The organism is Bacillus sp. JJ634 (genome assembly GCF_036962285.1).
GTDB lineage: Bacteria > Bacillota > Bacilli > Bacillales > DSM-1321 > Peribacillus > Peribacillus asahii_A.
On record NZ_JBALMU010000109.1, the window covers coordinates 1 to 14,401 of the forward strand.

The window sequence follows — 14,401 nt, forward strand, 5'->3', positions numbered from 1 at the left end:
CCTATAAGAGCAAAGACAATTGGTACGACAATTAAAGCAATCATAGCCGAAAGACGCCCTGTCATAATTAAAATCATAAATACTAAAATCATTAAGTACCCTAATAAAGCGAGCATTTTGATCACTCCTTATCTACTAAATTAAATAAATTGTAATCTATGAGACTCCGTTTGTAAGCGTTTGCAATTTACTGTTTATTAAAATTATTACGTTAATTTTGTTCATTATGTTCACGGAAAACTTTAACAGTACAGTCATAAGGAAGTATTTACTATTGTTTTTGAGCTCATTTCATAAAAAAGAACAGCCAGCAGTCCTTCATAAAGGACTACTTAGCCATTCTCAAATCTTATAATATCTACGTTCAGGTCTGCCTACTACACCGTATACGACTTCTGCTTTACATTCCTGCACAGAAATCAAATATTCCAAATAGCGCCTTGCTGTCGTTCTTGAAGCACCAATCTGTCTGCTCACTTGTTCTGCTGATAATCCAATAGAGCTTTTCTCAAGTACTATTCTTACTTTCGATAAAGTAATATCATCGACTCCCTTTGGTAAAGAAGTCTCCTTATTTACTGCGTTTGGAGGCGTGCCTTTTTTAAAAATACGATCAATAAATTCCTGATTAATTTCTTGGTCAGTTTGCATAAGATGGTATTTATTAAGATATTCTTCAATAATTTGCCGAAAATGCTCTATTTTTACTGGTTTTATCAAGTAATACTCCACACCATAACGAAGTGCCTTTTCAAGTATTTCTTTATCGGTTGCCGCCGTAATCATAATAATATCGACATGCTTGTACTTTTGCCGAATAATCGGAAGTAAATCAGAACCAAGTTGGTCTGGCATATATACGTCAAGAAGAAGTAGATCCGGTTTCTTTTGCTTCAAAATTTCAATAGTCTGTTCTGCATTTAAGGCTTTACCAACCACTTCTATTTCTTCAAATCTATCAAGAAACTTCTCATGTATATCTGCCACACGAAAATCGTCTTCTGCAATAGCCGCTCTTATTTTAGTCATTTTTCTTCACCTCTCTGTTCTTAGGAAGATAAACTGTGAATACGGTGTTTTCTTTCTCACTTTGAACCTCGATAATACCACCTAACTCTTTTACTGCATGGTCAACGTTTGAAAGCCCATAGCCCCTTGGAAATTTACCTGTTTTCGAAGTAAATCCCCTCTCAAAAAGGAGCGAGATATCTTCTACCCCTATTCCCTTTCCATTGTCACTAATTTCAAAGATAATATCCTCTCCGATATCAGTAGCAAAAAACGTTACAGCCGGTTCCTTACTGCCATAAACCGCTTCAAAAGCATTATCTATGATGTTACTAAGAATTAAAGTAAGCTCAGACAATGTGATATGGGGTGGCAATGCCTCTAAATAACTTTGCTCATCGATTTCAAAAGTGACTTTCTTTTCCGATGCTTTACCCAACTTCCCTAATAAAATGGCCTGAACCTTTGTATCTTTTATCTGTTCAAATACGATTCGGTTTAAGGATTGAAGTTCAGACGTCTCACTCTGTATCATATCTATAGCCTCTTCATATTCCCCTAATTGTATTAATCCGGATAGCACATATAATTTATTCGTAAACTCATGTGTCTGCGCCCTTAAATCCTCTGAATATACTTTAACTTCTGATAATGTATTAACCATTTGCTCTATTTCTGTTTTATCACGAAACGAAGCAACTACACCACTTACATGTTCACCATCAAAAATTGGAGTGCAATTGACAATAACCGTTTTATGCTTCCACGTCATTTCTTTATCGATTTGCGGCTCTGCTGATTTCAACACTTCGTACAAATAAGTCGAAGGAAAAAAACCATCCACTTTCAAATCGCGGACAGACCCTTTTATATCTAACAGCTTTTTGGCTGGTTGGTTCATAGATGTAATCACTCCATTTCGATCAATGGCTAAGATTCCCTCTTTCACAGAATGGAGTACAGCATTTTTTTCTTTATATAAGTTAGCAATTTCCATTGGTTCTAATCCTAATGTATCTTTACGTATACTTCTGGCAAGCATATAGCTGCCGATTATAGATAAAAGAAGTGCTATACCTGATACAACAATTTCTTTAGACACATCTTCAAAGATTTGTTCACGAACATCTTCTACTAAAAATCCGACTGAAACAATCCCGATTATCTCGCCATTCTGATTAAAGATTGGTGATTTTCCACGCATCGAAAGTCCAAGGGAGCCTCTTGCTTCTGAAATATAATACTCACCTTTTTGAATAGCTCGTTCATTATCTCCACCTATCATATGTTTTCCTATTTCTGATGCTAGCGGATGGGAATAACGTATTCCATCCGTATTTCCTACGACGATAAATTCGGCACCCGTTTCATGACGGATTTTTTCTACAATAGGTTGGATCTTCTCGGATGGATTCTTTGATTTAATGGCCTCGATGATAGTCGGCATAAAAGAAATAGTTTTCGATAGCTCTAAAGCTAAGCGGCCTTTATCTTCTGCTATTTGCCTTCCTTCCATGTAAGTAAAGAAAGTCGTTAATAGGAGAATCAGAAATAAGCTTAATGATAATACTAACCCAAGAATTTTGGTTTGAAGTGATACTTTATGCATGTTCAACAGCATCCTCTTTTTTATTCTTATCTCGTTTGGAATTTAGCTTAATTTTGACAATAAAAATCCCCCCTTCTACCTTCTGAGTAATGAGGAGTAAAAACAGAGAAATCCATCTGTTTAATAGTATTGTGGACAATATGCGATAGTTGATTTAGGGGTATCATATATTCAACATCTATTGGTAAGGTAAGTGGTCAATATTATACTGAATAATCATAAAAGAACGGCTCCTTTCCTTAAGAGACATCTCGCCTAAGGTGACTAAATTATATCAAAAAAGGACCATTTTTTTTATTTTTTGTAAAAAACAAGAGACTGCTCAAAATGATCTATTTTGAGACAGTCTCTCCAGTTTAAATATCTGCTTCTAATACTTCCGCTTCAGAATTATATTTTTCCTTATCTAAATCACCAGTTATGCGACTAGTCAGTACACCTGATGTCATACTTCCGCTGACATTCAAAGCAGTGCGTCCCATATCAATTAGCGGTTCAACCGAAATTAATAAGCCAGCTAAAGCAACAGGTAAGTTCAATGCTGATAGTACGAGAAGAGCTGCAAAAGTTGCCCCTCCACCAACGCCTGCAACACCAAATGAACTAATGGCAACGACTACAATGACGGTCGCAATAAACGATGGTGTGAACGGATTGATTCCAACAGTCGGAGCAACCATAATAGCAAGCATCGCTGGATAAATACCCGCACAGCCATTTTGTCCAATAGACAAGCCAAATGATCCTGAGAAGTTCGCAATCCCGTCTGAAACACCCATTTGTTTCTGCGTTTTAATGTTCATTGGCAGTGCTCCTGCACTTGATCTAGAAGTAAAAGCAAACACAAGGACTGGGAAAGCTTTCTTTAAGTACTTTACCGGGCTTAACCCACCGATAGCTAGTAAAATCAAGTGGATGAGGAACATCACAAGTAAAGCCACATAAGAAGCAACAACGAATTCACCTAGTTTAACGATTGCATCAAGATCACTTGTTGCCACCGTTTTAGTCATAATCGCTAAAATTCCGTATGGCGTCAATCGTAAAATTAATGTCACAACTCTCATAATAATCGAATAAAATGCCTCGACAATTTTAGCAAATAACTCCGCTTGTTCCGGTTGTTTTCTTCTCACACCAAGGTAAGCAAAGCCTAGGAAGGCAGCGAAAATCACAACTGAAATAGTCGATGTTGGACGAGCTCCTGTTAAATCCAAAAATGGATTCGCCGGAATGAGTTCAAGAATTTGCTGTGGCATCGTTTTCCCTTCCACAGTCGTACCATATTTCTCTTCAAGCTCTACGCCTCGTACATTTTCTGCTTCACCTTGTTCAATTTGAACAGCTTCTAAATCAAAAGCAAAAGTAGCTGTAATTCCTACAGCAGCTGCAACCGCTGTTGTTCCAATTAAAATTGCAAGAATCAACGAACTAATCTTTCCAATATTGTTAGTCAGTTTTAATTTTGTAAACGCCGATAAAATCGAAATAAATACAAGCGGCATAACAATCATTTGTAAAAACTTCACATAACCGCTACCGACAAGATTGAACCAATCAACGGTCGTAAGCATCGCTTCTGAATCAGGTTCAGTGAAATATTGAAGAATAAATCCGTAAATAACCCCAATTCCTAGACCTGTAAACACCCTTTTTGTAAACGAAATATGTTTTCTTTGCATAACAAATAGAACAAGAATCAATATTAGCATTATAGCAACATTTAATAAAACAAACCCTGTCATATCAATAATTTCCCTTCATTCTTAAAATATATTTTAAACTTATGTGTTAAGTCGGTTTTTATATATTACTATATTATTTATTTTTTGTCACTGTAAACACATTATTAGTTTGTGAATACTCCCTTCTTCTATTCTTCAAATAAAAAATACCCTTGCAGAAAGTACTCTTTACAAGGGTTTGAATGTATATCCTCTTTAATTTATCCACAACTTATCCACAACACCAAAAGTCACTGTGACTCCCATATAATCCAATTTTGCATTTCAAGGATTTCTAGAAATTTAGCTAGGCGTGGTAGGGCTGGTTCAGCCGCTTCTCCAAAATGAGCAATCGTCGCTTCAGAGATGTCATGGACATTTTTACGTTGTTCGATTTGCTGAATAACAAAAGCCCCGAATTGATCAAGCTTAATTCGACGAACAGCAGGCTGTTTGAAGAAACGAATAGAAAATCGTTCCAAAGCATTTGTCCGCTGAATGATTAAATAACTCCCTTTAACATTATCTCGTTCTAGGCTAACGCTTTCTTTTAAAAGAGGAACCATTGTTAACAGGTTCCTCTTTTCAGATTGGCGCTTATGAAACATTTCGTTTTTTCCCTTTATTCGATATATACCAAAGTACTCCGGCGAGCACAAGGAATAGCAAGAATGGGAATAAATCACTTGCAATCACAACGGCATCCGGCATTTGAAGACCGAACGCAATTAAAATTGCAATCAGAACACCAATTAACGATTCCCCAGCAATTAAACCGGAAGCAAATAATGTTCCTCTATCTACACGTTCTTTACGTACTTCTTCTGTTTTCGCACGACGCTCAACAAAGTAACGGACAAATCCACCAATCATAATCGGCGCACTCGTATGAACTGGCAAGTAGATACCGACTGCTACAACTAATGAATTTAACCCGCAAAATTCTAATGTAATCGCAATAGCTGCACCAATAAAGATTAACGTCCATGGTAAGTCTCCACCAAGAACACCTTCAGCCAAGATTTTCATAAGGGCTGCCTTCGGTGCAGGAAGTGCTGCAGAACCCATTGTGTAGGCTCTATCCATGAGAATTAAAATAAACCCAATAACAGAAGCAGAAGCCAAAACTCCAATTATCATAGCGATTTGTTGTTTCCATGGCGTTCCACCTACAATATAACCTGTCTTTAAATCTTGTGAGATATCCCCCGCTACCGCAAGTGCTGTACAGATGATAGCCGCAACTGTAATGGCAGCGATCATACCGCTTGTCCCCGTAAAACCAGTTGCTTTATACGTAACAGCAACAATTAATAAAGTAGCGATGGTCATTCCAGATACAGGAGAAGATGAACTCCCGACAACCCCAACAACTCGAGAAGCAACCGTTACAAATAAAAATCCAAAAATAGCAATGGCAACTGCCCCAATAATCCCTACATCTGTTAGAGGGCTAAAAGCAATAACTAAAATGACAATAATTGTTCCTAACCAAACATATTTTGCTGGCATATCTTGTTCCGTACGAAGAGGACCTGCTGTCAATTTCCCTTTATTAGCTTGTAAACTTTTCGCAGTAGCAAACAAAGAACTAAATAGAATCGGTAACGTTTTAACAAGCGTAATTAATCCACCCGTTGCTACAGCTCCGGCCCCGATATAGCGAATATAGGAATCCCAAATACCCCATGCATCTAATTCACCAATTGGTACATCAGAAGGGAAAATAGCGGTTGCACTACTACCTCCAAAGAAACTAATCATCGGTATAATAACAATCCAAGCAAGCAATCCGCCAGCAAGCATTTGTCCCGCAACACGAGGACCAATAATATAGCCTACTCCTAAAAGAGCCGGAAAGGCATCGAGTCCCACTACCGCATTTTTAAAATTCGTAATCCCTGTTTCCACTTCTGTTTTAAACAGCTTAAATCCATCGCCAAGCGCTTTAATAACCCCGCCGATTACTAAACCGATCCCAATTAATTTAGCACTCGTTCCACCCTTTTCACCTGATTTCAATACTTCAGCACACGCTGTCCCTTCAGGATAAGGTAATGTTTCATGCTCTCTTACAATTAAAAGCTGACGAAGAGGCACCATCATAAAGACGCCTAAAAACCCTCCGGTTAATACAATGAAAATAATAAACCCTTGCGTAATCTCCATATCCCACAAGAATAGTGCTGGAATAGTAAATACAGCACCGGCAGCAACTGCTTCCCCAGCAGTTGTCATCGTTTGTACGATATTATTTTCTAAAATTGATTTTCTACGAAAAATCCCTCTTAAAATCGCCATCGAAATAACTGCTGCGGGAATCGAAGCAGATACAGTTAAACCAATAAGCAAACCTAAGTAGGCATTCGCTGCACCAAATACAATCGCAAGAATAATCCCAAGAACAATAGCCGTAACCGTTAATTCTGGAAGAGATTTCGATGCGGGTACATAAGGTACAAATTTACTCTCTTTCGAATTATTTGACAACTTACTCACTTCCTATATTTACTTATAAAATCACGCGTAATATTATATCACTGTAATTTAACAACTTACAAACACAACGATTTTTTCACTTTATTCGTACAATAATGAAAATTCAAATTGATAAATTATTTTATCGATATAATTAAATATATAGTTCATATACCTATCCATATAGACTGACTAATTTGCTTGTATAAAAAGCCACTCGTTGCTATTATTTCCTTCAACTGTATAGAATGCTCCCCATTAAAATAAAACGAGTTATTCTATTTTCGCTCATCCAGCAACCTTTATGTATAAAATAAAAACAACAAAAAACGTATAGAAAACTAATGACAATCACTAGCTTCTATACGCTTTTTTCATTTTGATACTTTTTTATTCAACCTAAATCCATAATAGCATGCTACAAGCAAGATAATCCAAATTGGTCCAACAATCAGGGCAATTATTGTATTTTTAGAAAACGCCAGCAGAACGACGACAAGGGCTAAAAAGGCAAGGGCAAAATATGAACTGAATGGGAACCACGGCATTTTGTACTCCAACCGCTTCTTTTCTTCTTTTGTCATCTTTCCTCTATAACGAAGGTGAGAGATCAAAATCGTTGCCCATGTCCAAATAGCTCCGAATGTAGCAATACTCGTTACCCAAACGAATACCTTTTCCGACACAATATAATTCAAATAAACACCTATCAATAAAGCAACTGCGGATGCGATAATCGCAATTCCTGGTATGCCTCTTTTAGTTGTGCGGCCAAAGCTTTTAGGTGCTTCATTTTGCTGAGCTAGATTAAATAACATTCTTGCTGTACTAAAGATCCCGCTATTACAAGAAGAAAGGGCAGCAGTCAAAACAACAAAATTAATGATTCCAGCGGCCTCTTTAATCCCAATCTGTTCAAATGTCATAACAAATGGGCTTTGTTTAGGACTTATCTCGTCCCAAGGATAAATCGACATGATCACCGTCAGTGAAAGAACGTAAAAAATCAAAATACGCCAGAATACCGTATCAATTGCACGTGATAACGCTTTTTTCGGATCTTTAACTTCTCCCGCAGTTATCCCAAGCATTTCAACTCCCAAATAAGCGAACATAACCATTTGAAAGGACATCAATAAGCCGCTAAATCCATTCGGGAAGAAACCGCCATGTTCAAATAAGTTGCCAAAACCAATGGCCACTCCGCCATTTCCAATTCCAAAAAGAATGATTCCTAGTCCTAAAATAATCATAAATATAATGGTAACGATTTTTATCAACGCAAACCAAAACTCTAATTCACCATAGGCTTTAACTGCTAAGAAATTCACGGATGCCATAATGATTAATGCCCCCAAGGCCCAAGCCCATTGCGGTGTACCAGGGAACCAGAACTGCATATAGATTCCGGCAGCTGTGATTTCCGCCATACACGTAACAATCCATAAGAACCAATAATTCCACCCAGTAATAAATCCAGCAAGCGGTCCTATGTAATCTCTAGCATAGCGGCTAAATGAGCCAGCCACCGGATTTTTAATCGCCATTTCCCCGAGCGCTCGCATAATAATATAAATGACTAGACCGCCTAAAGCATAAGCTAGTAGAATACTGGGACCTGCAAGCTTAATGGCATCGGCAGATCCAAGAAAAAGACCTACACCAATCGCTGCACCCAGTGACATTAAGGTAATATGTCTTTGTTCTAATCCTCTATGTAATTGTGACTCTTCTACACTGTTTTTCATAACGTTCTCCTTTGCTTTATTAGTCAATGCCTAATCTGCATGTTGCAAGCACAACAGAAAGCGTTTGCACTAATCTATTATACTAAAAAAAGGATTTTCACAAATAGTTTTTTTACTATTTGTAATATAAATAATATTAGTTAAGCTTTCATGAACTCACATAAAAGGGGCTGTCTAATAAGTCCCTAAAATAAAACAAGTAGAGAAAAACGAATTGTTTTTCTCTACTTGTTTTTTGTTTTCCACTGTTTTTTCCTGAAAGTAGCTGGTGTAGGCCGGCCACTTTCAGGAGATTGTGGGCCATGGCCACGATGCCAAACTCCGTTTGGACTTTCGCCAAGCCTCGTAGCGAAAAGCGACGGAACGACCGATTGCCTTTGATTTTCCGAATGTAGTTTTTTGTATGCTTTCCATGCTACATTGTCATTCTCAAAGTCATCAATTACGGACATTTCCTCAATGACTCTTTCTTTACCTTTTTTTCTGATTTTAATGCTTCTACTAAGACACAACGCTCTGGAAAATGCTGACGTACTTCAGACCATTTCATTAACATGCATCTCTAGTTCAATTATAATTTTCCTTTTATTATATTTTAGACGGAAGAAAACTGATTGGATTTCATTCTTACTTCCATACACTTTGAATACTATTATTAAATTGATAACAGACTATTTCAAAGGTAAGAATAGGAACCATATCTCACCTAGAAAACTAGCGTTTCCCCTAACTTTAGGATTTTTAAATTCTCCTGATCTAACTCTTTGTCCTTCCACTTTTTCAGTAATCTGTCCAAAGCCTCTTTGGGTGTATCATCTGCAAGGCGAAAAGCATCGTAATGCATAGGAATAAATAGATGAGCATTTAAATCTTGGTAACCCTGTACAGCTTCTTCAGGTGTTAGATGCTGTTTTTGCATAAACCATTCGGGTTCATAGGCACCAATTGGCATTAAGACACAATCCACCTTAAATTTACTTCCAATTAGTTTAAAATTATTATGATATCCCGAATCACCGACAAAATAAATATTTGTCTTTTCTCCTTCTAACATCCACCCGCCCCACAATGAATGATTTAAATCATTCATTGTTCTTCTTGACCAATGAAGCGATGGGATAAATGAAATTTTTAATCCTTTGTGAAACATAAAATCCCACCAAGAAAATTCCTTCGTGTTATTGAAACCTTTCTTTAAAAAAGTTAATTTTAACCCTTTAGGAATCAAAAATAGCGGATTGCCTTTTAACTTATATAGTGTTCGAAAATCAAGATGATCATAATGATTATGTGAAATGAGAACGATATCAATTTCAGGAACTGACTCAATAGGCACTCCAGGTTTTGTTAATCTTTTTTCAAAACCTAACCTTGAAGCCCAAACAGGATCTGTTAGGATATTTAATCCAGACATTTGTATTAGAAATGTAGAATGTCCAATCCACGTTGCCGCCGGTATCTGACGATTATTCCCAATAAAATCTGTTTTTACTCTATCGATGTGCGGGACACGAAATGAAAGATCCTTCTTTTTTAGGAACCTTTTGATTCTCCATTTTAGCAGATCCTTAAATGAAACTTTCTCCACAGCAAAAAACTGTTTCTCTTTCAAAATTGGCCCCCCACTCTATTCCTTATTGTAAGGCAAATAATAGGCTGTCGGGACAGCCTATTATTATCAGCTTGAATTGGTATTAGAAGTTTTAAATAACTTCCTCTTTTTCCGATTTCCGTTTGACGGAATTTTCCCTAAATGGAAACCACCAGTTTAAATCTCCTAATAGCTTCATCGTTGCAGGGACCAGGATAAATCTCACAATCGTTGCATCGATGAATATCGCGACAGCCATCCCAAATCCAAGCGTTTGAATTGGCAGGATTCCAGATAAGGCAAAACCTCCAAATACAGAGATCATTAACAATGCCGCGCCTGAAATAAGCGGGCCGGTCGCACTCAAGCCGACTGCAACGCTTTCGGTGTTATTTTTACCTTGTGTATACTCTTCCTTCACTCGATTGAGGACAAATACTTCATAGTCAGTACTTAATCCAAATAATAAAGCTAACAATAGAACAGGTACAAAGTTTTGAATGTAACCATTAGCCTCAATATTGAGTAACTCAGCGCCATTCCCTTGTGCAATAACAAAAACCAGTACTCCATAAGTAGCGCCTACAGAAAGTAAGTTCATTAGAATCGCCTTTAATGGAAGGAACACGCTTCTAAACGTAATAAACAAGATGATATAGACAATAATGAGCATCGTAATTAAAACTGGAATTAAACTATTTTCAATGACTGTATTGGCTTCGTTCCCCTCTAAAGTTTGTCCGCCGACATAAACTTCTACGCCTTCAGGAGCATTCGAATTTTTAACAATTTCATCTTTAATCTTATTCACAACTGCAAGGCTGTCATCACTTGCCGCATATACACTTGCATCCACATCGATAACAGCCGTATCTTTCGCATCGTTGACAAAGCGATTGATCACAAGCTGATTCACTTTAGGCAACTGCTCTAAATCCTGAGAGAGGATTTGCATGATATCTTCCGGTTTTTGATTTTGGAAAACAGTAAACAAAGAAAATACATTGGTTAGATTATCCAGTTTGTTAATTTCCTGCGTCAAGCCAGAAATATATTCTAAGTTTTCTGTTGATGTAATGTCGCCGTCTTTGTCATGAATCACGACAGATATCGGATTGGTTGCTCCTACCCCAAATGAATCTTCAATTATATTAATCCCTTGTCTTACTGGGGATTCACTTGGCAAAATTCGTGCATCCGGTGTAAAGGTATCCAGATCCTTAGCAGGGAGTGCTAATACAAGCAGGACGCCTACGACAAGGAACATAGATATAACTGGTCTTTTCATTACTGCATGTGCCCACTTATACCATCCTGAACTCACTTCCTCTTTTGGCTGCGGAATGAAAGGTACCTTAAATGCATTAATTCTTTCACCTAATAATAGCAAAACAACAGGAAGCAATGTCACACTGGTTAATACAGCCATAAATACAACCAGAACGGCACCAAATGCAATGGATCGAATGGCTGATAATTCAACTATAAACAGAGCTGACATCGCAGCCATGATGGTGATACCGGAAAATAGTACGGTATGACCAGCAGTCCTCATGGTTTGAACAACAGCCGCTTTCTTATTCGGTTGCTTCAACAACTCAAGCTTAAACCGATGGATCATAATTAAGGAGTAGTCGATCCCAACACCGAGCCCCAGCATCATGACCGCATTATTAACAAATACAGATAACTCAAATTCTTGTGCAGTAAAATAAATAATTCCCATACTAGAAGCGATTGAAATAATCGTTACAAGCAAGGCTGTTACGGTAGAAGCTAAACTTCTAAAGATAACCAACAGCACAATAAATATTAATGGTAATACAAGCATTTCTGCCTGTGCTAATCCTTCTTGGCTGAATACCGCCACATCTCCCCAGAATGCAGGGACTCCCACTAAATAAGCAATGATACCAATTTCTTCTGCTTTCTTCACAATTCGATCTTGGATTTTCGGTAAAATATTGATGGCTTTCCCTTCGTCAATATTTAACCCAACAAATCCCATAGAGGTATAATCATCATTTCCTTGCATATTTTCCCTAACTTCTTTAGGGGCATCTAACCAGGAATAGACCGTCTCAATTTCTTCCTGATCTTTGATGTAATCTACTAATTCTTCTAATTTATTACTATATTCTTCCGAACCCACTTTATGGTCTACATCTTGAACGATCAGCGTGAGGCTGGCATTTCCCCTTCCGACAAATCCTTCAGATGTCAGTTGTTTAGCCGTTTGAGATTCACCCCCAACGACCTCCCATCCACCGCCGCTAAGCAGGGCAGGAAGCTTCCCGCCTACTAAGCCGCCAACAAAGACAATAGCGACGAAAAACAAAATAATCATCCATCTAAATTTATACAAAAACGAAGTCCATTTCTCACCGAAATTATTCATTTCTACAACTCCTATTCCTACTAAGCTACGGGCATCGGTTTTTCCTTCTCTTTTGTAGCTATTTTCACTTTTATTTTTGCTTCTTCAATCGCATCTTCAACGCTCATGACCGTCTTAAAATGGAAGATATCGACGATTTGCATAAGTCGTTCCTCAATACTTCCTTTCACCACATAATAAGGGATGCCGAGTTCTTCAATCGTTTCCAGCAGCAGCTGATCACAAAGATTTCGAAAGGATTCATTAAATGGCCTGTGACCATCTGCTGTCAAAGGAAATTCCACTGGTAAATGGATAAAGTAATCATAGTTTTCTTTAGCATGACTTTTTACAATTTGACCGAAACTATCTTGAATCCCTTCCATAACCCGTTTATACGGCAGCATGATGATTCTACTGGCGGTTTGCTTGAACTTGGAGGCATTTGGATTCATGCCTGTTTGCAGCCTGGCCAAACCGTATACATATTCATGAATCGAAGATCCATCTGTGAAATAGCCTCTAGGTTCTTTCGCTTCATTTACTGCCCTTTCATTAAACCTTCTTAATCCAAGCTGAAACAGCTCAAATGGGGTACACTGTTCCAGGATTTTTCCTGGAATATAAACAGGCAGCAGCTCCCTCATGGTTCTCGCATAAGTTCTCGGGATCCCTGTTAATAAGGCCAAAGCTTCCGTCGTTGTTGATTTTCCAGTCGAATAGGTACCTGAAATCGCTATCTTCAAATCGCTATTATTCATGATGATTCCCCCAGCTTGACTTCTTTCGGCAGCTCATGAGCAATATTGACGTTTAATTTAAATAGATCCGGGAAGGCATCCAATTTACATTCAAATTCTCCGACTCTCCACTGACCGTTCTCTTTTCCTAGAACTTTCGTTCGAACCAATGAAACAGTTTGTTTAAAACCACTAGGTCTGTAAATTGGCTGTTTACTCTCATAATCTACTTGTCTCATCCACAAATTATTGGATTTATCCCGATCAATATTATCCATTAGATAAAAGAGAGCCTGTATTTGCTGGGATGCACAAACAAAAGTATCGATTGGTGTGTAAAATGGATAATAGATTGAGGATATCCCATTGGATATGTCCGTCTGATCAGGATAATTAATTTTAATCCATGCTGAAATCTGTTTATTTTCAGTATCCAGCTGCAAGTCCATTAGATCACGGTTACATTCTCGATAATAAGATCCGTAATAGCTTGTATTGACTTTTTCAAAGGCAGCCCCGATATCTTTGAAGCTTTTTGCATCGAAACTAAATTCATTAATATAATGATCCAAAACCATCTCAATGCTCATGTTTCCAATTTGAGTTTTAAACGTGGTAAGGTGGCCACATAATGAATCTGTTGTTATTTCTGTTTTAATTAATTTGGTTGTTATTCGGATATTCTCAAGGTCTAATAGAGCAGTAGCTCCTGATTTCATACGAACCTTACGAATCCAAATATGACTTTTTTGGAATTCATTTAAGTTGTAAAGAGAATCAATAAAAAGAGTGTTTAAATGGATGGAAATAATTAATCCGTCTAACGTACTTAGATGTGGTTTTAACTCTGTATCTTCATCCTTGGTCGACCAATCTGCCGGATAGAAAATAGACGCAACAGCTGAAGCACTCTGAACAGATGGGTTAACTTTAATATCGGCTAATCGATGTTTAACATGTTTGTAGCCAAAACTAAAAAATCGCTTGCAATGATCTCCGAGAATTTCGTCAATATTAACGTACATTGTCTGATTCATATAAACTCAACCCTTTTTAATTTATTTTGCATTGTAAGTATAAAAAAAACCCTCCGACACCACATCGGAGGGTTTCACATATTTTTTTG

The 14,401-nt window shown here is 37.6% G+C and carries 12 protein-coding genes; all 12 read right to left on the reverse strand.

The annotated features are described in order from the left end of the window. A partial coding sequence (locus tag V7068_RS15715; protein WP_499713637.1) for a hypothetical protein occupies positions 1-116 on the reverse strand: 116 nt, incomplete at its 3' end. 226 nt (positions 117-342) lie between these two features. After that, positions 343-1,029, reverse strand: coding sequence for a response regulator (locus V7068_RS15720; protein WP_499713598.1), 687 nt, complete (start codon positions 1,027-1,029; stop codon positions 343-345). Continuing rightward, positions 1,022-2,617, reverse strand: a complete 1,596-nt coding sequence (locus V7068_RS15725; RefSeq protein ID WP_499713600.1) for an ATP-binding protein — start codon at positions 2,615-2,617, stop codon at positions 1,022-1,024. The genes V7068_RS15720 and V7068_RS15725 overlap by 8 nt, the downstream gene beginning before the upstream one ends. A 356-nt stretch (positions 2,618-2,973) precedes the next feature. Further along, entirely contained in the window at positions 2,974-4,362 is a 1,389-nt protein-coding gene (locus V7068_RS15730; protein WP_499713602.1) for an L-cystine transporter, read from the reverse strand. Positions 4,363-4,592: 230 nt separating this feature from the next. Continuing rightward, the gene (locus tag V7068_RS15735) at positions 4,593-4,949 is read right to left on the reverse strand and encodes a PqqD family protein (protein WP_499713603.1); all 357 of its coding nucleotides are present in this window, start codon (positions 4,947-4,949) and stop codon (positions 4,593-4,595) included. Beyond that, entirely contained in the window at positions 4,939-6,831 is a 1,893-nt protein-coding gene (locus V7068_RS15740; protein WP_499713605.1) for an OPT family oligopeptide transporter, read from the reverse strand. Before V7068_RS15740 ends, V7068_RS15735 begins: the two co-directional genes overlap by 11 nt. Before the next feature lie 362 nt (positions 6,832-7,193). Beyond that, positions 7,194-8,567: an amino acid permease gene (locus V7068_RS15745; protein ID WP_499713607.1), complete on the reverse strand. Its 1,374-nt coding sequence runs from the start codon at positions 8,565-8,567 to the stop codon at positions 7,194-7,196. Between the two features lie 148 nt (positions 8,568-8,715). Continuing rightward, positions 8,716-8,907: a hypothetical protein gene (locus V7068_RS15750; protein WP_499713609.1), complete on the reverse strand. Its 192-nt coding sequence runs from the start codon at positions 8,905-8,907 to the stop codon at positions 8,716-8,718. A gap of 366 nt (positions 8,908-9,273) precedes the next feature. Continuing rightward, entirely contained in the window at positions 9,274-10,179 is a 906-nt protein-coding gene (locus V7068_RS15755) for an MBL fold metallo-hydrolase (protein ID WP_499713611.1), read from the reverse strand. Positions 10,180-10,270: 91 nt separating this feature from the next. Then, positions 10,271-12,556 carry an MMPL family transporter gene (locus tag V7068_RS15760; RefSeq protein WP_499713613.1) on the reverse strand — a complete coding sequence of 762 codons (2,286 nt, stop codon included), beginning with the start codon at positions 12,554-12,556 and terminating at the stop codon, positions 10,271-10,273. A 20-nt stretch (positions 12,557-12,576) separates the two neighbouring features. Next, positions 12,577-13,296 carry an ATP/GTP-binding protein gene (locus V7068_RS15765; protein WP_499713614.1) on the reverse strand — a complete coding sequence of 240 codons (720 nt, stop codon included), beginning with the start codon at positions 13,294-13,296 and terminating at the stop codon, positions 12,577-12,579. Beyond that, a complete protein-coding gene (locus tag V7068_RS15770) occupies positions 13,293-14,312 on the reverse strand; it encodes an AvrD family protein (RefSeq protein WP_499713615.1) in 1,020 nt (339 codons plus the stop codon). The genes V7068_RS15765 and V7068_RS15770 overlap by 4 nt, the downstream gene beginning before the upstream one ends. Between the last annotated feature and the right edge of the window lie 89 nt (positions 14,313-14,401).